The 23846-nt window shown below is 43.9% G+C and carries 24 protein-coding genes and 2 tRNA genes; 14 read left to right on the plus strand and 12 right to left on the minus strand.

Annotation, left to right across the window (positions count from 1 at the left end; all coding sequences use genetic code 11):
- The first annotated feature begins 24 nt into the window (after positions 1-24).
- The 9 genes from ECHVI_RS16330 (at position 25) to ECHVI_RS16370 (ending at position 6643) form a co-directional block, all read left to right on the plus strand.
- A tRNA-Asp gene (locus ECHVI_RS16330) sits at positions 25-98 on the plus strand.
- 93 nt (positions 99-191) lie between these two features.
- Positions 192-265, plus strand: a tRNA-Asp gene (locus ECHVI_RS16335).
- Positions 266-485: 220 nt separating this feature from the next.
- Positions 486-614, plus strand: coding sequence for a hypothetical protein (locus ECHVI_RS24250; RefSeq protein WP_281168823.1), 129 nt, complete (start codon positions 486-488; stop codon positions 612-614).
- A gap of 681 nt (positions 615-1295) precedes the next feature.
- Complete coding sequence (locus ECHVI_RS16345) at positions 1296-1901, plus strand: DUF502 domain-containing protein (RefSeq protein WP_015267123.1); 606 nt, start codon at positions 1296-1298, stop codon at positions 1899-1901.
- Positions 1902-2124: 223 nt separating this feature from the next.
- The gene (locus ECHVI_RS16350) at positions 2125-3072 is read left to right on the plus strand and encodes an acetyl-CoA carboxylase carboxyltransferase subunit alpha (protein ID WP_015267125.1); all 948 of its coding nucleotides are present in this window, start codon (positions 2125-2127) and stop codon (positions 3070-3072) included.
- A gap of 263 nt (positions 3073-3335) precedes the next feature.
- On the plus strand, positions 3336-4178 hold the full coding sequence (locus ECHVI_RS16355; protein ID WP_015267126.1) for an MBL fold metallo-hydrolase: 843 nt from the start codon (positions 3336-3338) through the stop codon (positions 4176-4178).
- A complete protein-coding gene (locus ECHVI_RS16360) occupies positions 4168-4956 on the plus strand; it encodes a patatin-like phospholipase family protein (protein ID WP_015267127.1) in 789 nt (262 codons plus the stop codon). Before ECHVI_RS16355 ends, ECHVI_RS16360 begins: the two co-directional genes overlap by 11 nt.
- A 10-nt stretch (positions 4957-4966) precedes the next feature.
- Positions 4967-5527 carry a 1-acyl-sn-glycerol-3-phosphate acyltransferase gene (locus tag ECHVI_RS16365; RefSeq protein WP_041738783.1) on the plus strand — a complete coding sequence of 187 codons (561 nt, stop codon included), beginning with the start codon at positions 4967-4969 and terminating at the stop codon, positions 5525-5527.
- Between the two features lie 186 nt (positions 5528-5713).
- A complete protein-coding gene (locus tag ECHVI_RS16370) occupies positions 5714-6643 on the plus strand; it encodes a YihY/virulence factor BrkB family protein (protein ID WP_015267129.1) in 930 nt (309 codons plus the stop codon).
- Here ECHVI_RS16370 and ECHVI_RS16375 read toward each other — a convergent pair.
- The 3 genes from ECHVI_RS16375 to tyrS all read right to left on the minus strand — a co-directional run bounded on the left by ECHVI_RS16375 (position 6640) and on the right by tyrS (position 9979).
- Complete coding sequence (locus ECHVI_RS16375) at positions 6640-7407, minus strand: SDR family NAD(P)-dependent oxidoreductase (protein WP_015267130.1); 768 nt, start codon at positions 7405-7407, stop codon at positions 6640-6642. The two genes, ECHVI_RS16370 and ECHVI_RS16375, sit on opposite strands and share 4 nt — an antisense overlap.
- Before the next feature lie 296 nt (positions 7408-7703).
- Positions 7704-8405, minus strand: coding sequence for a TetR/AcrR family transcriptional regulator (locus ECHVI_RS16380; protein ID WP_015267131.1), 702 nt, complete (start codon positions 8403-8405; stop codon positions 7704-7706).
- Positions 8406-8680: 275 nt separating this feature from the next.
- Entirely contained in the window at positions 8681-9979 is a 1299-nt protein-coding gene (gene tyrS / locus ECHVI_RS16385; protein ID WP_041738785.1) for a tyrosine--tRNA ligase, read from the minus strand.
- 366 nt (positions 9980-10345) lie between these two features.
- On the opposite strand from tyrS, the gene ECHVI_RS16390 reads away from it, so the two are divergent.
- A complete protein-coding gene (locus tag ECHVI_RS16390; protein WP_015267133.1) occupies positions 10346-11320 on the plus strand; it encodes a GSCFA domain-containing protein in 975 nt (324 codons plus the stop codon).
- A gap of 35 nt (positions 11321-11355) precedes the next feature.
- Here ECHVI_RS16390 and ECHVI_RS16395 read toward each other — a convergent pair whose 3' ends face one another.
- Positions 11356-12246: a TolB family protein gene (locus tag ECHVI_RS16395; RefSeq protein WP_015267134.1), complete on the minus strand. Its 891-nt coding sequence runs from the start codon at positions 12244-12246 to the stop codon at positions 11356-11358.
- Positions 12247-13046: 800 nt separating this feature from the next.
- On the opposite strand from ECHVI_RS16395, the gene ECHVI_RS24105 reads away from it, so the two are divergent.
- The 4 genes from ECHVI_RS24105 to ECHVI_RS16415 all read left to right on the plus strand — a co-directional run bounded on the left by ECHVI_RS24105 (position 13047) and on the right by ECHVI_RS16415 (position 15007).
- The gene (locus ECHVI_RS24105) at positions 13047-13226 is read left to right on the plus strand and encodes a DUF2752 domain-containing protein (RefSeq protein ID WP_281168856.1); all 180 of its coding nucleotides are present in this window, start codon (positions 13047-13049) and stop codon (positions 13224-13226) included.
- Positions 13219-13617 carry a TM2 domain-containing protein gene (locus ECHVI_RS16405; RefSeq protein WP_015267136.1) on the plus strand — a complete coding sequence of 133 codons (399 nt, stop codon included), beginning with the start codon at positions 13219-13221 and terminating at the stop codon, positions 13615-13617. The genes ECHVI_RS24105 and ECHVI_RS16405 overlap by 8 nt, the downstream gene beginning before the upstream one ends.
- Entirely contained in the window at positions 13607-14557 is a 951-nt protein-coding gene (locus ECHVI_RS16410) for a DUF4097 family beta strand repeat-containing protein (protein ID WP_041739935.1), read from the plus strand. Before ECHVI_RS16405 ends, ECHVI_RS16410 begins: the two co-directional genes overlap by 11 nt.
- 183 nt (positions 14558-14740) lie before the next feature.
- Complete coding sequence (locus ECHVI_RS16415; protein WP_015267138.1) at positions 14741-15007, plus strand: GlsB/YeaQ/YmgE family stress response membrane protein; 267 nt, start codon at positions 14741-14743, stop codon at positions 15005-15007.
- 308 nt (positions 15008-15315) lie between these two features.
- Here ECHVI_RS16415 and ECHVI_RS16420 read toward each other — a convergent pair whose 3' ends face one another.
- The 8 genes from ECHVI_RS16420 to ECHVI_RS16455 all read right to left on the minus strand — a co-directional run bounded on the left by ECHVI_RS16420 (position 15316) and on the right by ECHVI_RS16455 (position 23725).
- Positions 15316-16806, minus strand: coding sequence for a M28 family peptidase (locus ECHVI_RS16420; protein ID WP_015267139.1), 1491 nt, complete (start codon positions 16804-16806; stop codon positions 15316-15318).
- Positions 16807-16937: 131 nt separating this feature from the next.
- On the minus strand, positions 16938-17645 hold the full coding sequence (locus ECHVI_RS16425; RefSeq protein WP_015267140.1) for a pseudouridine synthase: 708 nt from the start codon (positions 17643-17645) through the stop codon (positions 16938-16940).
- Positions 17646-17715: 70 nt separating this feature from the next.
- The gene (locus ECHVI_RS16430) at positions 17716-18864 is read right to left on the minus strand and encodes a Gfo/Idh/MocA family protein (protein ID WP_015267141.1); all 1149 of its coding nucleotides are present in this window, start codon (positions 18862-18864) and stop codon (positions 17716-17718) included.
- A gap of 231 nt (positions 18865-19095) precedes the next feature.
- The gene (locus ECHVI_RS16435; protein ID WP_015267142.1) at positions 19096-19944 is read right to left on the minus strand and encodes a methylated-DNA--[protein]-cysteine S-methyltransferase; all 849 of its coding nucleotides are present in this window, start codon (positions 19942-19944) and stop codon (positions 19096-19098) included.
- A gap of 326 nt (positions 19945-20270) precedes the next feature.
- Positions 20271-20567 (minus strand): DinB family protein, encoded by a 297-nt coding sequence (locus ECHVI_RS16440; RefSeq protein ID WP_083891982.1) that lies wholly within the window; start codon positions 20565-20567, stop codon positions 20271-20273.
- A gap of 222 nt (positions 20568-20789) precedes the next feature.
- Positions 20790-21095 carry a rhodanese-like domain-containing protein gene (locus ECHVI_RS16445; RefSeq protein ID WP_015267143.1) on the minus strand — a complete coding sequence of 102 codons (306 nt, stop codon included), beginning with the start codon at positions 21093-21095 and terminating at the stop codon, positions 20790-20792.
- A gap of 5 nt (positions 21096-21100) precedes the next feature.
- The gene (locus ECHVI_RS16450; protein ID WP_015267144.1) at positions 21101-22948 is read right to left on the minus strand and encodes a T9SS type A sorting domain-containing protein; all 1848 of its coding nucleotides are present in this window, start codon (positions 22946-22948) and stop codon (positions 21101-21103) included.
- A complete protein-coding gene (locus ECHVI_RS16455; RefSeq protein WP_015267145.1) occupies positions 22949-23725 on the minus strand; it encodes a PASTA domain-containing protein in 777 nt (258 codons plus the stop codon).
- Positions 23726-23846: the final 121 nt, after the last annotated feature.

Below are 23846 nucleotides of genomic sequence, written 5' to 3' on the forward strand. Positions count from 1 at the left end.
AACTGGCTTTTGTAATTGATAAACGGAGTGGTAGTTCAGTTGGTTAGAATGCCTGCCTGTCACGCAGGAGGTCGCGGGTTCGAGTCCCGTCCATTCCGCTTGAATATTTTAGTTCTTTTCTGAAAATACAGTAGCTTGAGCAGTGTAATGTTTCTAACATATATTCGCTGATTCGGGTTCATCAAAAAATTGGAGTGGTAGTTCAGTTGGTTAGAATGCCTGCCTGTCACGCAGGAGGTCGCGGGTTCGAGTCCCGTCCATTCCGCAAAAGCCTCACGAAAGTGAGGCTTTTTGCATTTTTGGGCGATTAGAATTTTAGCTAGACTCCAAGGATGCTTGGGATCAAGCCTTATTTCGGATCAAGCCGAAAAGATGGAGGTAGCCTATTTCGATGGGTAAATATGTTCTTCGCCACCTTTGGTTGCTATTTGGCCACGGATGAACGCTGATAAACACAGATAGAATGCTTAAGGCGTTGCAAATCCGTGTTCAAATCTTTTATCAGTAGCTTACATGACTTAAAAGGTTACGATGCCCCTGCCTTTGGCTATGAAGAGGACTTCTTGGCAAAGCTTGGATTCATCCAGTTCATAGATGAAATAGCATCCTTTTAAATAAAGTTGCCCTCAGCAATATTGCTTGATCCGTGGCATTAGGTATGATGTAAACTCGAAAACCAGAGGTTGTCTCATAAGTTCTCGTCATTGCGATTCCGATGGTTATCGGAAGAAGCAATCTCGTCATTCGTGCAATGAAAGCACATCGAGATCACTTCACTCCGCTCGTGATGACGGATTATTTATTTTTGAAACAACCTCGACACATTCGTAGCCATGGGTGAAGCCCATGGTAAATTAACCCATTCAACATTTTCCGTTTAACCCCATTCGAGCGGATGGAGGAAAAGCATCGTTTTAGCGGTGTAAAATTTTCTTTCATAAAAACATGTCGAAAATCATCCCCCCAGAAATATTGCTTGATCCCTTATTTCTTGGTGGAGAATTTCTTTATTTATCGGAACAAGGGGCTGCCACTAAGGCTCTATGGCACAAAGCACTTATAAATTCCTTTCAGCACAGGTTAGAGCATGGCCTTGGCCCCTTTGGGAATTCATGGTGTTTTTATTTGTCCGTGGTTTTAAGATTAGGGAGTTTAGCCCTTCCTTCCTTTTGCAGTTGGTCTCTCTACAAATGGATAGGATATTGGACGATTTTTATTCACTTTGATGGTTTTCATCTAAAACCTGACTATTTTAGGTAAAGTTTTTCTTACGAAATAGGTGATACCTTAGAGCTATGAAGCTAGTGATGGATTTTATCAATAAAACATTGAAAGGCGGATTGTTTTTTGTCATTCCGTTGATATTGACTTTCATGCTAATGGGGAAAGTCATTCGCATCATTCATCCATTGGCCTTGAAGATTTCACAATCACTACATGAAGACCAAGATAAGATTTTGGACTTCAGCTATATGATGGCCATTATATTGTTGATTCTGATTTGTTTTATATTAGGGCTAGTTGCTTCATCTTCTGTGGGGACGTCTTTTGTTACTTGGATAGAGAATAATATTCTGACGATGTTCCCCGCATATCGATTAATGAAAAGCACGTTCCAATCAGCAGCAGGCATACGTGAAAACAAAGATTTGCCAGTGGTGTTAGTTCCGATGGATGGTTTGGTGCTGGGGTTTCTGGTGGATGAGCTTCCCGAGGGGGATAAGTTGGTGTTTGTGCCAGGTTCACCGGATCCGTGGTCTGGAAATTTGATCATTTATAAAAATTCCCAAGTGACCCCTACTAGCATGACACAACCCGAAGCGTTAAGAATCCTTAAACAAACGGGTATTGGTGAAACAGACAAGTTCATTAAGGCTATTTACCAGAATAAAGTAAAATAACAATGGTTTGCTGCTAGAATAAAAGGTAACAAGCGGAATTATGGAATTTGTCTTATTTTTTATGTTTAAAGTGAATGATTTCAAGTTGTTGATTTTAAAACAATTATCCTTATCTTTCGCCAAATCAAGTGATCAGATGGCGTCATATTTGTAAAGACAGACAAGTCAATGATTTTACTTCGGGATAATCTTTTTATCTTTGTCCTGTTAAAAAAATGTAAATATGGTCTTAGAATTTGAAAAGCCGATTGCTGATTTAGAGCTTAAACTTCAAGAAATGAAGGAATTGGCTAAAGGCAAGCAAATCGATTTGTCAGCCGATATTGAGTCTTTGGAGGAAAAAATACAAACTTTGAAAAAAGAAACATTCCAAAATTTAACCAGATGGCAGCGCGTTCAGCTGTCCAGGCACGCTGATCGGCCTTATTCCCTAGATTACATATATGAAATCACCAATGATTTCGTGGAACTTCACGGCGACCGTACGGTGAAAGACGACAAAGCCATGATCGGTGGCCTTGGAGATGTTGATGGCAGGTCGGTGATGTTTATTGGACAGCAAAAAGGTAGGAATACCAAACAGCGTCAAGAGCGTAACTTCGGTATGGCCAACCCTGAAGGGTACCGTAAAGCACTCCGTCTGATGAAGATGGCCGAGAAATTCGGCAAACCCGTGGTGACCTTAATCGATACACCCGGTGCATTTCCCGGATTGGAAGCGGAAGAAAGAGGACAAGGGGAGGCGATTGCCCGTAATATCCGGGACATGTTTATGCTGAAAGTCCCCGTGATCTGTATTATTATCGGTGAAGGTGCTTCCGGTGGCGCGTTGGGGATAGCGATTGGAGACCGGGTGATGATGTTGGAAAACTCATGGTATTCAGTGATTTCCCCAGAAAACTGCTCAACCATTCTATGGAGAAGTTGGGATTATAAAGAACAAGCAGCAGAGGCCTTGAAACTGACAGCTTCTGATATGCTGGGCAATAAGTTGGTGGATGATATCATCCCTGAGCCACTTGGAGGAGCCCATAAAGACATGAAAGGCATGGCAGTAAACCTTAAGGCTGCCATTAAAAAGGCCTTGGATGAATTGGATAAAATAAAACCGGAGAAGCGAATTGAGGATCGCATCAATAAGTTCTCTGCGATGGGCGTAGTAAAGGAATAGCAAAACTTTAGCCTACTGAAAGAACCTCTGTAAATAGCAGAGGTTTTTTTGTCGGTAGGCGTTAACAATAAACCCGATTTATGCATTGTGCTAGCCTGTACCGAGGGAACTCAGGAAGCGCTGGAAGTGCCATTTCAGTTAGTTTGAAGCATGGGTGTAACACCACCTTGGGTACATCAAAAAATAAGGCTTAGCAACTGATGTAGGAGCAATTTCGGGTTTAAGGAATATTTATAACGTGTAAACTCAAAAACATACAGGACATGAAACTTCACGTGATCGATACGGGCTTTTTTAAGTTGGATGGAGGAGCCATGTTTGGGGTGGTGCCCAAAACCTTGTGGGAACGTACCAATCCGGCTGACGAGAACAATATGTGTACTTGGGCGATGCGTTGCTTACTGGTGGAGGAAGGGGATCGACTGGTGTTGATTGATAACGGGATAGGCCGTAAACAAAGTGAGAAGTTCTTTTCCCATTACTATTTACATGGAGACGCCAGCCTTGAAGGATCCATAAAAAAGGCAGGTTTTTCATTGGACGATGTAACGGACAATTTTTTGACCCACCTTCATTTTGATCACTGTGGAGGCGGGGTGCACTACAAGACGGAGGGGGGGACGCCCGAAATGACGTTTAAAAATGCCCAATACTGGAGTAATGAAGATCATTGGAAGTGGGCGACTGTCCCTAACGCCCGTGAAAAGGCTTCTTTTCTGAAGGAGAATATCTTGCCTATGCAGGAGAGTGGTCAGTTGAACTTTTTGGATTTGGAGAAGGGAGAGCTGTTTTCGGGTTTCAGCTTTTTTACGGCCGATGGTCATACGGATAAACAGATGATTCCCCGGCTCCAATACAAGGGAAAAACCATTATCTTTGTGGCAGACTTACTGCCTTCGGTAGGGCATATACCGCTTCCTTATGTCATGGGCTACGACACCAGGCCGTTGGTGACCTTGAAGGAAAAGGAATCCTTTTTGGAGGAGGCTGCAAGAAATGAATATATTCTTTTTTTGGAGCATGACCCGGTACATGAATGCTGTACGGTAAAAATGACCGAAAAGGGAGTGAGGTTGGACCAAACGTTTTCATTGAGTGAACTTTAATCAAAATATCGGATTAGCACTGTCAGGTGGTGGGGTGAGGGGAATCGCTCACCTCGGCGTTTTGAAGGCCCTGGAAGAAATAGGCATCAGGCCCAGTAGGGTGTCCGGCACCAGTGCAGGAGCAATTGTGGGAGCGCTTTATTGCCAAGGGCTAAAGCCAGATGCCATTTTGGACATCATCATCAGTACCAACTATTTTAAATTCTTGCGGCCTGCGATCAGCTGGACCGGGATTTTGAAAATGGATACTTTAGAACAGCTTTTTGAGGTGCATTTGCCGGAAAACACCTTCGAAAGCCTTGAGATACCTTTGACCATTACCGCCACCGAGATCAGTAGAGGAAAAGTAGTGTACTTTTCCCAAGGGGAGCTGATCAAGCCATTGATGGCCTCTTGTTGTATTCCTGGGATATTTGATCCCATTAAAATAGGAGATAAATTCTATATTGATGGCGGTGCGTTAAACAACCTGCCTGTAGAGCCGCTGGAAGGACACTGTGAGGATATCATCGGGGTAAACTGTAACCACCTTCACGAGGAAGATAATATTTCGAACATGAAACGGTTAATTGAGCGTACGGTGATCATGTCCATGAATTATAATGTCTATACCCGTAAAAATAAGTGTGACTTTTTTATCGAACCCCAAGGCTTGGCCCGGTATGGTGTCTTTGATATCAAGAAAGCAGCCGATATCTTTGCGGCTGGATATGAATCGGCCCAGCGTTTTATTACCTATAATGAAGGTTTGTTAAAGCTCGGTGAAGTAAATCAATAAAATAAAATTAATGATGAAGCTATTGTCCCGGTTGGTGTTTTGGCTGACCGGATGGAAAGTGAAGGGCAATTTTCCCGAGGGGTTAAAGAAGGCCGTTATGGTAGCAATTCCGCATACCAGCAATTGGGATTTGTTATATGCACGTGCGGCCTTTTATATCTTGGATGTGCCAGTGCGGTTCACCATCAAAAAGGAAGTTATGATGGGACCATTGGGTTGGTTTATCCGTGGTTTGGGCGGTATGTCCATTGATCGCAAGCGGATAGCAGGGAAGCGAAAACAAACCTACACGGAGGCCATGATAGAACTCATCAAATCGAGTGATGAACTGGTCATGATGGTTACGCCAGAGGGAACCAGAAGCTATGCCAAGCGCTGGAAGACCGGGTTTTATCATGTCGCGGATGGTGCAGGGGTACCCATTGTCATTGGATTTTTGGATTACAAAAAGAAACATGCCGGTATTGGGCCTGTGATTTATCCTAATGGAGACCTGGAAGGGCAAATGGAAGAAATCAAAGCATTTGGTAGAAATGTGACGGGAAAATATCCCGAGCAAGGGATTTTGTAACCTTCTTAAGCCCAATTTTTCCCATTAATGGATTAAATGGGCTGGTGTCAATAGGGATTTATGATGCCAACTAAAATCCACTAAATTAGAAGGTGGAGAAGCATTTGGAGCTTTAATTTTATATTAAGGTTGTTTATAGCCTTTTGAAGGCATACATTTTGTTATATTTTTATAAATCAACACCTTATGATAAAGAAGCTAAGAAAATTTACCATTTTTACGATACTATTTGACAGTGTCAAGGCATTTGGGCAAAGTGAATCGATGACATTTGCGGCAAGTATCGCATTTTATACGATTTTCAGTATGCCGGCCTTATTGGTCATTGTGTTAAATATTGGGGCTACCTTCTACAGTAGAGGGGAAGTTAGGGATGAGTTATTGGCCCAAATCTCTGATCTCAGTGGTATGGAGATGGCCAATATGTTGGATGAAATCATTTATAATGCTGCATTGGATGTGGATGGTTTTTGGGCCAGAACCATTGCCATAGGGGTGCTGGTGTTTAGTGCTACGACAGTTTTTGTGAGTTTGCAGAACAGCATTAATCATATTTGGCACATTAAACCTAAACCAGAAAAGGGCCTTATTAAATTCGTAGTTAACCGATTGCTCAGCTTTTCGATGGTGGCCTCCATTGGATTTGTGTTGTTGATCTCCTTGGTTATTGATACTGCTATCGTGATTTTCTTTAATGAATTATCGATGCTTTTCGAAGGGCTTTCTAGCTATTTGGCTGCGATTACGAATTTTATCATCACACAGGCCATGATGGTATTGATTTTTGGCTTAATGTACAAGATATTACCTGATGCCCAAGTGAAGTGGCGATCGGTATGGTTAGGGGCTTTTTGTACCATGCTGCTGTTTGCACTTGGGAAATACTTGATCGGATTTTACTTGGGAAATAGTGATATTGGTAGTGCCTATGGAGCTGCCGGTTCCTTGGTGATCTTTTTGGTTTGGGTATATTATTCCGTGATCATTTTTCTGTATGGGGCACAAGTTACCTTCTATATTGCGGAAAATACCGGCAGAGGTATCAAACCGGTAAAAAATGCAGTGAAAATCCAAGTAAAAGAAATTGAAGATACGGAGGATATAGAGGAAGATTAACTGGTAAATCCACCATCTACGGTAAAGATACTGCCAGATATGTAACTCGCCGCAGGAGAGGCCAGGAATAGAGCCAAGGCAGCTATTTCCTCCGTTTTACCAAGCCGCTTGATGGCCAATCGCTTCATGATGACATCCATGATTTGATCGTTTCCCCAAAGGGCTTTGCTAAAATTGGTTTTGATAATTCCTGGACAAATGGCATTGACACGAATCTTTTGTTGGCCCCATTCTTTGGCGCATACTTTGGTGAGGGAGTGCAGGGCCGATTTGCTCACACTATAAATGCCCAGTTGCGGTTCTGGGGACAGTGCTCCGATGGAGCTGATGTTGATGATGGAAGCTTGCGAAGATTTCCTGAGGTGGGGAAGACAAAGTTTGGAAAGCTCAAAAGGGGCTTTCACGTTCACGTCCATTATTTTATCAAAAAGCTCCAATGTGGTTTCATGGACAGGTCCCATATAAGGATTGGTTCCGGCATTGTTCACTAAGATGTCTATTTGGCCATAGGCTTCAATGGTTTTTTCGACCAACTGCACGAGTTCATTAGGGCGGCCGACATTGCAGGCAATTCCCATGATATCGTATCCTTTTTCGTATAGTTTTTTAGCAATTTCATCCAGGTGTTCTTGGTGCCTGCTGCAAATGACAACTTTGGCACCTGCGGCAGCAAAAAATTCAGCGATGCTCAAGCCTATTCCTTTACTAGCCCCCGTAATGAGGGCCACTTTATTGTTAAGTGAAAACAATGACGATAGATCCATCTCTTCTAGGTTTTGATCACGAAAACTGTTGGATTAAGATAGGAAATTTAGTGAAATAGTTTGGATGAATTCATGTTAATTTTTCAAAAAAATAGTCGTTTTTAAGTTGTTTTTGGCAATTTGTCCTGATGACCCACATGATGTTTTGCTCCTAATGGATTAGAAGTTTTGAAACGGATGATGGTTTTTCGCATCCTTGGGCAAGTAGGATAGGGGGAATGGAAATTAAAAAGCCCGATTTATAAAACCGGGCTTTTTAGGATGGAAATATGTCAGATTATAGAAATACACTTTTGTCAGAATAAGCTGCCTTGTACCGCTTTTGGCCTTTGGGCCTGAATGGTACCTTTCAGCATTTCGTGAATGAGTTTTATGAAACCGTTTTTCCAATTTTCCTGGCTGATTTTGACCTCCTTCTTCTCGTATTCGATCGGTCCCATTAGCCGCTCATAACCTATCATCATGGTCCAGATGGTGTAGAAGGTGATCTCTGGCTGTAAGTCGGGTCGCATGGAACCATCTCGCACGCCATGCGATATCAATTGAATCCCAATTTTAGCCGGATCATGGTGGATTTCAAGCAGTTCATTGAAATTTGGGCTGTCAAGAATAAGTGGATCCATTAGCTTCCGTTTTTCTGGATCGTTAAACTGTGCCATTAACCCCATAAAGTTAAGAATGGCTTCATGGTACATCTTGTTTTCCGAAGAGAATGTAATGAATTGCTCGATCAGCATCGTGATCAGGTCAATCCCGGATTTCCCTTTGGTCTTTTGTGTGTCACGGAAGATGTCCTTTAACTGCTCATAAGCCTTTTTGGTAACTGCCATGTACAGGTCTTCCTTATTTTTGTAATAAAAATAAATCAGCCCTTTGCTCATTTTGGCCTGTTTCGCCACTTCATCCATTTTGGTGGAATGATAGCCTTTGGAAGCAAACAACTGGATGGCAGCCTCCAATATCTCCTTTTCTTTTTTCTGTCTTTCGTAAACTCCCATGGTACTAAAAAGTATTTGTGTTAAATAGGGTTTAAAGGTATTGAACTTTATTTAAAATTGATACTTTGTTGTTTAAAAAAGTGGAAAAAAATAGAAAATTTGATGATGACTATTTTTCAGTTAGATACATTACTTAACTGTAAACCAGTGTTTTACTGGTTGTGAGCGCAGGGGTCAATATGAAAGGGGCGATTAAAAAGTATAAGAGGCTGTCTCAAATGCACCCATATCGTAGCTATCGATAAGGTGTCATGAAGAGACAGCCTCCAGCATCATTAATTGATTATTTTAATGATAAAATAATTCTTTTTGCCTTTTTGGACGAGAAGGTATTTGCCTTGCAGGAGTTCCAGTCCTTCAGTGGTGGCTTGTGGATCAGAGAGCTTATTTTTGTTAATGCTCACGCCACCGCCTTGGATCATTTTACGGGCTTCACCTTTTGAATTAAATATAACGCCTTGGCCTTTATCACCGAGAAGGTCTAGGATGCCGGTCGTTTCTTTGTAGGCTTCCATGGTCAGTTCCACTTGGTCGACGCCTTCAAAAACCTGAAGGAAAGTACGTTCGTCCAATGCCGCCAAGTCCTCGGTAGAGGATTTGCCAAAAAGGATCGAAGAGGCTTTTACCGCCATTTCATACTCTTTCTCGGAATGGACCATAATGGTTATCTCTTTGGCGATTTCCTTTTGGAGAATTCTCAGGTGTGGTGCTTCCGCATGGTCCTTTTCCAGCTTTTCGATGGTTTCCTTGTCCAGCGTAGTAAAGATTCTGATGTACTTGGAAGCGTCTTCATCGGAGACATTCAGCCAAAATTGGTAAAATGCATAAGGAGAAGTCTTGTCAGGATCCAACCATACACTGCCGCCTTCTGTTTTTCCGAATTTGGAACCGTCTGCCTTGGTGATCAAAGGAACCGTTAGCGCATAGGCGCTGCCACCTTCTTTTCTCCTGATCAGTTCCGTACCTGTGACGATATTTCCCCACTGGTCAGAGCCCCCTAGCTGCATGGTGCAGTTTTTATTTTTCCACAGATGGTAAAAATCGTACCCCTGGATGAGCTGGTAGGTGAATTCCGTAAAGGAGAGGCCATTGCCTTCCTCAAGCCTTCGCTTTACGCTGTCCTTGGCCATCATGTAGTTTACGGTGATGTGTTTGCCCACGTCCCTGATAAACTCCAGGAATGAAAATTCAGCCATCCAGTCATAATTGTTTACCAATTCAGCTCTGTTCGCTTTATCATCCGCAAAGTTCAGGAATTTCCCAAGTTGCTTCTGGATACCCGCGATGTTGCTGTCCAGCGTTTCCTTGTCCAAGAGGTTTCGCTCGGCTGATTTGAAAGAAGGGTCACCGATCATGCCTGTGGCACCTCCCACCAGCGCGATTGGCTTATGGCCCGAACGTTGGAAGTGAAGAAGGGTCATCACGCCCACTAAGTGCCCTATGTGCAAAGAATCTGCTGTGGGATCAAAGCCCAAATAGGCTGAGGTAATGCCCTTATTTAGGTGTTCTTCCAATTCCGGAGTCATGTCCTGGACCATGCCTCGCCATCGCAGCTCTTCAATAAAGTTGTTCATTGTATCTTTGAGTGTTTTCAATCTAACGTAAAGCTGCAAAGATAGCGTTTATTGAGAGAAAGTAAATTAAAGGAACACAGATAACGGAGCCATGCCCCATAAAAAATCATTCTATCCTAAGAAGTCCAAGATGCAGCCGTATTTATGGCATTCATCCTTCCATTTTGCATGTTAGAAGACAGGGGATTTCTAGAGGGATGGTTACCGAGCTGCTAAAAGGAAGTGTTAAATTTAGATTTGAAATAAATTAGGGATTTATTTCACTAGACGAGTTTATTCTTTGATCTTTTTTTTAACTTAATTGAAGCGTTTTTAGCATGGGGATTGACCCATTTTTGACATATTTTCTTACTTAATATAACCTATATGAGCACCTTTAGAAGTGAATTGATCATAGAAGAAAACCCAACAAAAATCAATAAAGAAGCCAAGATCATGTCACTGGGTTCAGGATTTTCATCGATGATGGCCCAGAACCTCCGGCAATATGGACTGGATGTCATCAGTAATCCCTTTGGTCGAATATATAACCCTATAAGCCTTTTTCAACATATCGAATTATTGGGTAAACACACTGAACTGGATGCTTCCTTACTGACCGAGTATGAAGGAAACTGGAATCATTTTCAGTACAATTTTTTAAGGAGGCAAGCTTCCGAAGGGGAGCTGATGGAGAACATTAAAAAGCAGGTGGATACCATGCAAGAGCGCTTTAAGAAGCAGGAGTTTTTAATGATCAATTTGGGGACAGCCTATGTGTTCAGACACCTGGAATCCAAAAAAGTGGTGGCCAATTGTCACAAGGCTCCTCAAGAGCAGTTCGAGAAAGAACTGCTGACACCGGACAAAATACTAGAAGCCTTTAGGCATATTTATCCGCAGCTGAACCATATCAAAAACATTATTTTCGTGCTCAGCCCGGTGATGCACACCAAGGATACGATTACATTGAACTGTGTCAGCAAATCGGTTTTACGTGTGGCCATACACCAGATTGTCAATGAATTTCCAGAAGTGAAATATTTTCCTGCTTACGAATTACAAATCAGTGATTTGAGGGATTATCGTTTTTATGAACGTGACCTGTTGCAACCCAATGATCTGGCCATTGAATACATTACGTCTAAGTTCAATGAGGCTTATTTTGAGCCAAAATTATTGGAAGCTGCCAGTAAGATGGATGATATCCTCCAAACACTGAACAATTTGCCCTATAATCCCCAGAGCAGGGATTATGTTTTTGAAGTCAACCAAGCGATCAGCAAACTAAAGCAGCTGGATAATTTCTTGGATCCCCGAAAAGCTGTAGAGCAGCTTGAAAGCAGGTTAAAGCGGGAGTAAAACGCTACGGCCAGCCTAGTTCATCATGGCTGGTTTTATTTCCTTTCCATCACCAAAACCAATTTATCATTTCGGGGGCTTACAGCGATGCGGCTGATGGCCCCATAGCCCGGCATGGATACGGCGGCGATTTTTTCCCATTCCATGCTTTTGTTGATCTTCTTGATGAAGAGTTCTTGTCCCTGTGCCATGATAAGGGTGTTTTTGTCGATCCAGGTGAAATCATCCCCTTGACCGAGGGCCACACCGTGGTTGCCTGCTACTTTTTCTTCAAGGTCATATGACTTGATTTCAAAGGTTTCCTTTCCATTGAGCACCACACTGGTCCCTTTATCGATATAGGTGATTTCGCTTGTTTTAGGCCTTGTTTGGATGCAATTTCCTACGTTCTCGGCCAATTCGGCCACCTGTTCACGACTATAGGGATAAACCAGTTTATTGGGATCTCCCAAAAGGCTCATGGCAGCGATGTTATCGTACCATGCATAATAGGCGACTGGTGATAGGTCATCATAGAGCAGTTCAGGCTCTCCAAAATTGATCGGATAAAGCCACAGCCGCTGGGTACTGTCCTCTTCCACGGTCACAGCAGAAATATACTGCCCACAATCTGTCAAACGCGGTGAGAACTCACTTTTGCTCGTGGTCCTTGTCATGTTCATGAATTCTTCTGTGTCAAAGCTGTACACGATGATATCACTGTTACCGTTTTCATCGATCGATGAAAAGGCCACTTGGTCGTTATTGATGAAGGAAGGTTGGTTGTCATAGCCTTCACGGTCCGTTAATTTCTGGGCACTTCCCGGAATGATGCTGAAGTTGCCAAACAGCTTTTTGGTCTCGAGTAGGATCAGGTCACAGGAGGATTGTGCACGTGCAAAAACTCCAGTTCCTAAAAAAAATAGCAGGCAAAGCGCGTATTTCATCTTTTCGTTTTCAATGGGTTTAAACTGTTTAAAAGCTAAAATACAAAAGGAAAGTGGTTTTGACGAACTGGTGATCATTATTTCTCAAATGATCATTCGCGCTTTTAAGGCTGTATTTTACACCTGTGCCGGTTTTCGGGGGATATTTGCACATCCATGAAGTGCCCCAAAATAGTCGAAACAGGTAAAACCTGAGCGCGACCTATTTTTAGTATTAAAAACGTCAATGAACCCTTTTTGGGAGGGTGTGGGTTTGAAAATGTGTGGCAAACCCCAAATACTAAGACTGGCACGACTCCCACCCCTAAATCTCTCCCTAAGCCTCGCAGTGACGTTTTTTTTCCACCTGAAATTTAAAGCTTCTTTTAAAGAAACATGAGCATGAGTGGATCAGCAGGTAAATGCCTCCAGTAATACTTTGAAAGTCGCATACCAGATAGGTTGACTTTTTGGGTAGAATCGGGGATACCTATCTGCTTAATATTTATCTTTAGGAGATTGGGAGTATTCCAAGATGAAAGACTGTACCTTGTCGATAAACCATCCAACCAAAAGTGTTCGGAATCGATCGTTTTTTGTTCGGTATTGACCAATTTTAAAGAGGTAAAAGGGGCTCTATGCTTAATTGAGCTGCATTTTGGTAACTGGCATCCTTTTAGTATTTGTATGGACACATGATATCAATAAGGAAAATACAAGCAAAATTACCCTTAGAGCTATTGTTTTGGATTGCTGCTTTGGTGGGCATCATGTTTATCGACCCAAATTCAGCGCACCATTTTACCCTTTGTCCCCTCAGCATGGCGGGGATCGAATGGTGCCCGGGATGTGGATTGGGAAGAAGCATGAAGCTGTTTGCCTTAGGAGAATTCCGGCAATCGTTTCAGATGCACCCGATGGGAGCATTTGCCTGGGCAGTAATTCCTTATAGGATATTTGAAATCATAAGACAACTAAAAACTAGACTTAATTATGGCTAATGTATTAAAGCACCTTCCGGAGTTGGAAGGAATGGAATTGGGCTATATCCAAGGGATCCTCAAAAACATGGACGATGAGCAAGCGGGGCTTTTTGCCCAAGTATACCGAGCGAGAAGAAAAGACAGCCAGATGGTATTGATCTTGGCACTTTTGGGATTCTTCGGGTTTGCGGGACTTCACCGGTTTGTTTTGGGACAAATTGGCCTTGGTATTCTATATTTCTTTACGCTAGGACTATGCTGGATCGGTACCATTGTGGATTTGGTCAATTATAAAAGCTTGGCCTATGAATATAATATCAAGGTGGCGCATGAGACCCTTTCCATGATGTCTTATAGCGCAGAAAATACAAGTACCCATGAACCAAAATCCAATACTGATGAAGCATAACTGGATAAACCAAGTGGCGGCCCTGATCTTTGGGGCTGCACTGCTCAGTGCTTGCTCGTATTCCGGGAATATGACTGTCGTTTCAGACATCGAAGAGGTGTTTGATGGTGTACAGTCGGTTGAAATTTACGGTGGCCCTCTTGAGGTAACCTATGAAGGAAGGGCTGGTGTCACGGAAGTGTCATTAAATGCATACCTGGAATCAAATAACCCAGAAGGAGTGGAGATTCACTACGAAATGGAAGGAGACCGGTTGGTCATCGAGTGGGATCAGCGAGAGGGCTTCGGCAGCTGGGGCAACCATAGAAACAAAGGCTTCATTAGTGTCATCGGGCCAAAAGAAATGGCACTTAAGGTAAAAGGCGGGTCTGGAGTCGTCAATGTTTCCAATGTGATCCATGATGAAGTGAATATTTCTGCCGGCTCAGGAAGGGTGAATGCTTCAGACCTGGAGGTGGACGATATGCGTCTTACAGTGAGCTCAGGTAGATTAGAGGGAAAAAACCTTAAAGGAAATGTTACCGGAAAGGTTTCTTCTGGTCTGATGGAGCTACATGGCGTGGAAGGAAATGTCGATGCAGTAGGAAGTAGTGGAAAGATCGAAATTTCCGATGCTACAGGTAAAGTCGATGTCAAAATCACCTCTGGAAAAATCGAATTGCGAAACATTGGTGAGCTGGGCAAACTGATCGGCTCTTCAGGAAAGATTGATGCGGAGGAATCAGGCTTGAGTGAAAATACTGAAATTAAATTTAGTTCTGGAGCGATCCATATCCAGACCTCCGATGATCTGAATGACTACAATTATGAACTTCGGGCAAGCAGTGGAAGTGTCCGTGTCGGTAATCAGCGAAGTGGAAATAGTTTGCACGTCAATAACAATGCTTCCCAAACGGTGCACGGCGCGGTGAGCTCTGGAAGTATCAGTATTGAGAATTAATTGGAATAGTATTTTCTAATCATTATAGATAAAAAGCACCCCTTGAGGTGCTTTTTTCAATTGCCTTTGTGCTGTTTATACTATTGTAGGCGTTAGGTTCTGTAAAATATTGCATATCAATAGGTTGTTAGAGGTGTTTTTGTTATTTTAATTCATTCATTAACAACTAAACCTTTAACGCTTATGTCATTTATTTGGTGGATTATTTTTGGCTTGATAGCCGGAGCATTGGCAAAATGGATTATGCCCGGTAAGGATCCGGGAGGCTTTATTGTTACCATCTTGATCGGTATTGGAGGTGCCTTCGTGGGAGGTTATATCGGCCGGGCTTTGGGCTTTGATAGTGCCGGAGGAAGTGGTTTGGGTTGGGGGCTGATTTGGGCCATCATCGGAGCCCTGATCATTCTCTATATTTGGAAAAAATTTATTGCCCCTAATTTCTCAAAATGACAAAAAGGGCCGTCTCATAAGTAGTCGTTTTAATATTGAGGGAAGTTACTTTCCTCAATATTAGTTTGATAAATCTTATGAGACAGCCCTTTCTTATGAGTTCTTGATTACACCCTTCGTTATGCTCAGGTCAGGAAATAAAAAACGGCAAGCAATTCCTAAAAAGGGAATCTATGATAGCTGGTTAGCTACAACCTACCAACTACCAAATACTGAAACACCGTATTTCGTACTTTGCCGCTTCCCAAGTTTAATCATGAAAGGGAGTTCCTCCCCAACTTTGCCACTTGATTCTTTTTACCTGATCCTTACTCGCCACCATAGAGTGCTTTCCCTGCCTCTTCATACTTGTCGCCTTTTTCCCATGCCGGTTTTTCTTCAGTGTTGGCAATTTTCTCCGCCGTCAGCAGGTAAGCTTTCCAATACTTCATAGCATAGTCCAAGTCGAAATTATCTACCTGGTCGGCAGCTTGATGATAGTATTTCATGATTTCTTCATCAAAAGCGGTAAAGCCTAAACTGAACGTGGGAGCTGGGATGCCTTTTTTGGCAAAGTTTACATTGTCCGAGCGATCGTAGAGTCCTTGCTCTGGGGATGGATCGCCTTTTGCAGACAGGCCATATTCATCCACGGCCTCATAAATCAGATAATCAGCCGTCGTCCTACCCAGTCCAATGACCGTGATAATACTGGTGTCATTGTATCCGCCGTTATCGATATTCAAGTTATAGATGATTTTCTCTAAGGGAACCAAAGGGTGCTCCGCAAAGTGTGCCGATCCCAAGAGTCCTTTTTCTTCAGCAGTCCATGCACATAGTAAAATCGATCGCTTTGGCGGGTTTTCGGCAAAGTACTTGGCCGCGTTGATGATGGCTACTGTGCCGACAGCATTGTCCCGGGCACCATTATAAATGGAATCTCCCTGGCTGTTTGGCGTGCCCACTCCAATATGATCGTAATGGGCAGAAAGCATCACAAATTCATCCTTTAAGGTTTCGTCCGTTCCTTCCACCACGGCCACGATATTGTTGCTGCTGATGGCTTTATTGTCTTTTCCTTTAATCGCCACTGCCGCCTGCTCAATTTTGCCTTCATCAATGGATTTGATAAGTTCTCCATTCAGGTCTTTTGCCCAAATGTAAGGGATACCGGCGTCTTCGGGCTCTTGGTTATCTGCCAACATGAGTTGCGGTTTATTTAAGTATCCCATTAATAATGGCCAAGGGGGATTCTGGAGATTGTACATCTCTATCAGGCCCACAGCACCTTTTTCCGTGGCCAGCGCCAATTTTTTCCTTCCTGCCGCAAACAACTGAGAAGGTCCCATTTTTTCGGGCCCACCCACACGAACAACCAGGATTTTTCCGGCCACATCCTTACCTTCCAAATCACTTTCCAGTCCATAGCCGGCCACCACCATTTCATAATCACCTTCCAAAGATTCTCCGTCCAGCACCAGCATGGATTCTCCTTGTATCAATGCAGTCTCACCAAGTGTTATTTCTCCAGATTTTGGTGGAGCGGAAAGCCGCAAAGGAACCGCTTGATAGTAATTGTTTTCGGCATCAATGGGAGTAGCACCGTATTTCCGGAATTGTTCTGCGATGTACCTGCCGGCAATGTTGATTTCTGGTCGGGCGGCATCTCTTCCTTTGAGTTCATCGGCTGCCAAGTACCGGAAATGCGATATGGCTTCCTTTTCTTCAATGGACGTATCAATAAGGGCTTTTTGGCCATTGGAGGAGAAAGGCAGAAGCATCAGGCCTACCATCGTGGCATGGATAAAATGGTTCTTCATAAGCTAGTCTAACGTTATATTTAGTATAAAGATAGGCTTTTTTTTCCCACAATGGGAAACCTTCGTGATGGGATCATGTGGGGGACCTAGTACCCAGCGAGTCTTAATCCTCTAACCCGCATAAGGGAAAATTAAACCAGGGATTTCCAACCAAATGTGGTGACGATTTTTTCAAAGTAATCGGGTAGGGGCGCCGTCACCAGTACAGGTGCACCGGTGATCGGGTGATCAAAGGCGGTGGACCGAGCATGCAAGAGCATGTGGTGCATGTGAAAGTGCATTCTGAAAAACCGGTTTTGACGGTTGTCCCCATGGGTGTTGTCGCCGATGATGTAGTTTCGCTCATGCGCAAGGTGTCGTCTGATTTGGTGCATACGTCCGGTCAGGGGGTGCGCCCGAACGAGCGAATAACGGCTGGTGTCATGACGTGGGGAGCTTTGGAAAGGTATCTCCACTTGGCCAATCCGTTCATATTCCGTTTGCGCTTCCTGGAGTTCCTTTTTGAGGTTTTTGCGCAAGGGATAATCGATGATGCCCTTAGCCTCTTTGGTATAGCCCCGAACTACAGTGAGGTAGGATTTTCGGATGTTCTGGTTGATAAATTGCTCCTGAAAGGCCGGAACCACGTCGGGGTTTCGGGCAAACCACAATACTCCTGAGGTAGGCCGATCGATTCGGTGGAGTGGATAAACATGATGTCCCATTTGGTCTCGCAGTACTTGCATGGCATATATCGGGTCATCGTCTTTTGCAATACTGGAACGGTGGACCATAACGCCAGCGGGCTTGTTTACGGCGATGTAATGTTCGTCTTCAAAGAGGATTTCAAGTTCAGTCATGCTCTAATGATAAAAGTGCCTTTCAAGCTAGGCAAGAAAGGCACTGTTTTTAGCTATTGGAGAATAATCCTTAGATTTTTACCCACGCTTGTTTTTGGTTGCTTTCAATGATTCTCTCACAAATCAACAATTCCCTGTAACCATCTTTGAAAGTCGGGAAGGAAGGATTTTCTGGTTGTTTTCCTGCTGCGACGGCGGCATAGACCTCCTTGAACATTTGTTTGGAGGTATCGGGAAATCCTTCGTTGTGGCCACCGGGAAAGCTGATCAGTCCCGCTGCTTCAGGGGTGAAAAGTGCCGGGTCTTTCATCAGTTGCTGGTTAGGGCTTTCACGTTTTCCTATCCACATTTCATTTGGTCGTTCGGAGCACCACTCAAAATTGGACTTCGACCCTGCGATTTCAATATTCAGGCGGTTTTTCCGTCCTGCATTTACTTGGCTCACCGTTACCGATCCTTTATTGCCATTGTCAAATCGCAGCAGGACGGTGGCATGGTCCTCTGTATTGATAGGCACTTCTTCATAGTCTGATTCTTGGAGCATTTTACCAGAGTATGTCTCAATCGGCTTCAAAGGTTTCAGCCTGGTTTTGTGTACGGTGCTGAAATCCGCCATGACCTCTGTGATCTTGAGTCCCGTGACATACTCCGTAAGGTCCAATAAATGGGAACCGATATCTGCAATGGCCCTGGAATCACCTGATTTGTCCGGCTCGAGCCTCCAGTTATAATCGGTGTTGAGGTAAAGCCAGTCCTGCAAGTAGGAGCCCATGATACTGTAAATATCTCCCAATTCACCATTTTCCCGCATGGTTTTCATCTGACGGACCATGGGGTAATACCGTAAATTGAAGTGCACTGCATTTACCAAGCCTTTTTCTTTGGCCAAGGCTACCAGCGCTTCTGCCTCGTCGATTTTGGTGGCCAAGGGTTTCTCACAAACCACATGTTTTCCGGCTTCCAGTGCGGCCTTGGATTGGTTGTAATGAAGGAAGTTAGGCGTACAGATGTGGACGACCTCGATTTCCGGTTGCTTGAGCATTTCCTCAAAAGTAAAGGCTTGGGGAATTCCTAAAAGTTTTGCCTTTTCCTCAGCCAATTCCTGGTTTACTTCACAAAGCGCAATCACTTCAATGTTTGGGATTCTTCGTAGGGCTTCCAAGTGCGCAGGTCCGATAAAGCCGGTACCTACAATGGCTGCTTTGATTGTTTTTGTCATGATAATAGGTTTTCTATAGGTTTTTGTATGAAAAGATGACCAATAAAGATAGAGTTATGGAATGGATTTTCAAATTTTACCAAGCTGTGAATTGGGGATCAAGCCATATTTCTAAGGGCGGAAAAAAACGTATTGCCACAAGTGTGTTAAATGCATGAAGCCCTTTTTTCCATTTTTTCTATCGCATATTTCGTCATACTTAGCCTTACCTGCAAAAAGAATTTTCCTAGCTCATCCTTTTCGGTCCGCGGCGGCAGCTTCCCAACCTATGATGGCTTTTTTTCTGAGCGTTCCCCACATGTATCCCCCAATTACTCCCGATGCTTGGATGACGCGGTGACAGGGGATCAGAAAGGCGACCGGATTGCTGCCAATGGCCGTGCCAACTGCCCTGGCTGCTTTGGGCTGGTGAATGTGTTGGGCGACGTGGCCGTAAGTGCTGAGGTTCCCTTGAGGGATTTTCAAGAGACATTCCCATACTTTAAGCTGAAAATCAGAGCCTTTTAGATGAAGTTTGATTGTGTCCATCTGGTGCCAATCCTGATGGAAAATTTTCATGGCCTCGTGATGATGAGGGGAGGGCTGTTTGGTAAATGTAGCCTTGTGGAATTGGGAATGAAGGTGCTGGAGGGCATGATCATCATCTTCCACAAAGCTCAAATGACATATCCCTTTTGCGGTTGCCGCCACCAATGCCCTGCCAAATGGTGTCGTGAAGAATTGGTAATCGATGCCCAAATTTTCTCCCCCATTTTTATATTCCCCTGGCGTCATGCCTTCAATGTTCACAAACAGGTCATGTAACCGCCCAGTGCCGGAAAGTCCCGTTTCCAGTGAAGCTTCCGATAGGGTAGAAGCAGGCTGGCTGAGGATTTTTTTGGCATGGCCGATACTGATGTACTGCAAGAATTTTTTTGGACTTACTCCGGCCCATTCGGTGAAAATCCGCTGGAAATGATAGGGGCTGAGATGGACAGTATCCGCTATTTCATCCAGCGTTGGCTGTCGCTGGAAATTGTTTTGCAGGTAGTTTAGCGCTTCCGCAACACGCTTGTATGTGATGATTTCCTGGTCTTTCATGCGATATTGGTTTGGTCAGGTTAAGCCCGGATTATGCCTTAGCCTATCGGTTGCGACCTGATACTGCTTCAAAATCAGTCACTTCGCTGCTGTTTCGATTCTACCTAGCGGCAGCGGGCTCACCATCCGCCGCGGTGGATGCCTCAATCTCCAAACAGCCTGGTTTTTTGGCAGTTTCAGCGCTCACCACGATTACTAATACATAAACTGGGTTAAAGATAGCGGGAAGACGTTTAGGATACCACCCGAAAATTGCGGAATGTGGGAGCAGCTACTAAAATTGGGACTGTTAGTCCAATGGTGAAACGGTTACCAGTTTCCTGCGGTTACTTCCCGGCCATTTTATGCATAATATATTCGGACATAATAGGCTCCAAACCGCATTTTCTGAATTCCATGGCGATTTGGCCCCTGTGGTAGGTGGTATGGTTGATGACCTGAAAAAGTAAATCGCGAACAGGATGGTTGAAGACTTGATTTCCCCTTAATTGATAGGATACTTTTTGGTCTACCTCCATGTTGGAAAGAATGGCGAGGCTGTTTTCCAGATTTTCCTTGTCCAGGGAGTTAACCTTCTCCAGCGAATGCACATCCCAAGGCTTCATCAGGGGAGTAGACTGCATGATTTTGGCATTTCAGATGTGATGGGCATTGATGATATGGGACATCAGGAGATGAGAGCGTTCTGAAGCCATTTTCGGGTGTTTATGTAGCGCCAAAATGATCCGTTGGTTTTGGGTAAAACCATAATCAAAAAGTTCTTTGAAAAATACGCTTGTCTCCATCGTATCGTAAAAAAAGAGGCTGTCTCCATTTGGGATGAGACAGCCTCAGGTGTATTTCGTTTATTCTTCTTCCAGTTCCCTGTAAGCCATGATGCCGCCCAAGACATTTCGTACCTTGGTGTATCCTTTGGTTTCCAGGAATTTTTTGGCGTTTGCACTTCTGGCGCCTGATCGGCAGTGCACGACCAATTCCTGGTCTTTATATTCTTCCAGCTCATCCAAAGAAGCAGCCAATTGACCCAAAGGGATGTTCAGGGCTCCTAGGTTGTCTTCTTCGTATTCCCATTCTTCCCTAACGTCTACAAACGGGAATTCCTCTTTATTGTCTAATCTTTCCTTTAGTTCTTCTACCGTAATGTCTTCCATAATCTCTATTTGACTAAAATTCTTATTAATTGCGGGGAGTTGTTTTTCCAGGCCTTGATCAGGTAAACTCCCTTTCTGTTGCTCGTAAAATTAAGGAATTTGCCATTTTCTGCCTCACTGATATCGATTTTTATTTCCCTGCCAAAGGTGTCGAAAAGCTTAACGGCTTCCACGTCGCCTTCTAGGAAAATCTTATTGTTTTCCACTGGGTTGGGATAGGCCTTGATCAACGAGGCTGCTTCCGGAGTTTCTGGAGGCAATGGCGCTTCAGTTTGGAGGTGAGGCCTGATCATCAGGGAGCCGATTACCTGTTCACTGGGCGCCCAAGAGCCTGAAATATTATACTGCACATCCGAGGAAGTATCGTTTGATTTGTCCAAACCAATATGAACAAAATCATTGGTAAATTGTCTGTAGCCGATATAGAATTCTCCTTCCACTTGGATGGCCGTGTCGAGTGGAAACTTGGTGAAGTCTTCCAATCTATCTTTGGGTTGGATAATAACTTCTTTGGCGAACACCGGTTCTGAATCCAATGAGGACCAAATTAAAAGATCGACTGCGGTGCCAGCTTGCGCTGGATTGGTGAAATTGATACTGAGCGCATTGACGAATGCAGGCAGGGAAGTGTTAAATTTTATCGCCACCATCCCTGATCGTTGGTTGATTCCTGCGGCATAATCTACCGTTCCCCTGTCATAGGCATAATAATCCCTGATGGGAATGGTGGTCCTGGCCGTATCATTGACCCGGAAATCCACTTGGCTATGGTAGGTGGTGTCTTCAGCAGAGATTTCATCCACCAGCAAACCATCCCCTGAGCTGAGGTACACGATGCTTTCCAAGTCAAATGCTTCTTCTCGCTCTTGCTGCATCAGCGCAGTAGGGAGGCCACTGGCAAAATCCCTCCGTTCATTGGCGAGTGGTACAGGGTTGAAAGGGGTGTCGGTATTGAGCACCATGAACGGTTCTTGGCTGCTTTTGTCCCGAATGGCCGCTGAATATTCCATGGCCCTAAAGCGGTTGTTCAAATTGTAAAACTGATTGCCAATGGCGGTCAATAATGTATCGGAAAGGACGTTGAATTCATATAAAGGCAAGGCAGTGTATTTCCCCAAAAAGCTGCTGTTAAGCTGGGTTAGTGCCCGATCAGGGTAATATTGGTCACTGGCGGATCTGTTTTGGTTTAAATACACATAATCGATTAGCCAACTGTCAAAAGGCCCAACCATCCGGCCGGAACTTTGAAAGAGCATTTGAAATTGGCCATGAAAATATTCTTCGGTAAGGGGGAAGAGCTCCTGTTGAAAGGGCTGAATGCTGTCTCCTCCATATTGGGTCCAGATGATATTCCAATTGCCCAAACTGTCCAAAAACGATAACTGAAGAAAGTCGTCTGCATCAGGGATCTCAGCATTGCCGCCTGCCTGCCAAAAGAAGCTGAGGTACGTGCTGCCTTTTGCTTCTTCGTCAAGCCCTGAAAGGTCAATTGGCCTGGAGGTAAGGTGATCGGTTAGGTTTACTTGGCCAATATCGGTACTGTACGGTTGGCCGTTTGATTTGGTTCCGTCCAGGAGTACAACACCCAAGGAGGGCGCATCTACTCCGCCATTAAGCGAAACAATAGCCCCGTTGGTTTCCCATTTGGTACTGTCTAAAAAGCCACCGGAAAAATCATCCCAAAAAGGCAAATCCAAGGTGTCTGCTAACAGCCTGGCATTGGCCTGATGCTGCTTATGGGCAGTATACTCTTGCCGATTGACACTAAGCTGGCGCAGCTGACCAAAAGCGCATTGGGCGAGGCCCAATAGCCCACATAAAAAAAGACACAACTTGGCGAAATTTGCTTTCATTTAAAAATCATTCTCTGTAGCTCCAAGTTCCGATACCCATACATCTACCAGTTCTCCTGTTTTGGCTTCTATCCCGGAAGGAGGAAGCTGTTTGACAATGGTACCTTTGGGTACGGTATCTGTGGTAACGAAGTTTACCCTGCCCATTCGTAGCCCTGAACCCACGATCAAAAACTCAGCCTCTTCCTCTTCCATTCCGATAAGGTTAGGGATGGACAAGCTCTGCTTACCCAGGCCATCGCCCACTACCAAATCGATTTGGGAACCTTTTGGTATTTCGAAACCCTCTTGGATAGACCTTCCATGAAATTTTTGCTCTAAAACTACATTTTGACCAATGTCTGGTACATAGATGATCTCACCTCTTAACAGGCCATAGTTAGAAAGGACTTCTTGGGCATTTTTTAGAGGACTATTAACCAAATTGGGCATTTTTATGAGTGGGGCGTTTTCTGCATTCAGTGTGATATAGATTTTGCGGTCTTGTTTCACCTTGGCACCCGGTCTGGGGTTTTGCTTGAGCACGGAAAGTGGCTCGGCATCTGCCACAAAGCCACTGTCAGGGGTGATTTCATAACGCAAATCGCGGGCTTCCAAGTAACTTTCTATTTCATGATAGCTAAAATTTTCCAGATCGGGAACCGTTACGGTTTCCCCATGATTGGTGTAGCCTGGCAAGTAAACTTGAAAGAAAATAAATAATACGGCAAATAAAAGTCCCAATATCACTGCTAGATGGATCAGAACCCTTTTGGCACCTTGCTTAAAATTGCTCATCGACGATTTTCTAAATTTTTATTCTTATGTAAAGGTAATTTTAATTTTTTCTCCATGGAATGATTTCTTCCATAAATAGCATGCTATACCATAATAAACGTGCCAGAAATGTGCGTATTAG

The sequence above is a fragment of the Echinicola vietnamensis DSM 17526 genome, from assembly GCF_000325705.1.
Taxonomy (GTDB): Bacteria; Bacteroidota; Bacteroidia; order Cytophagales; family Cyclobacteriaceae; genus Echinicola; species Echinicola vietnamensis.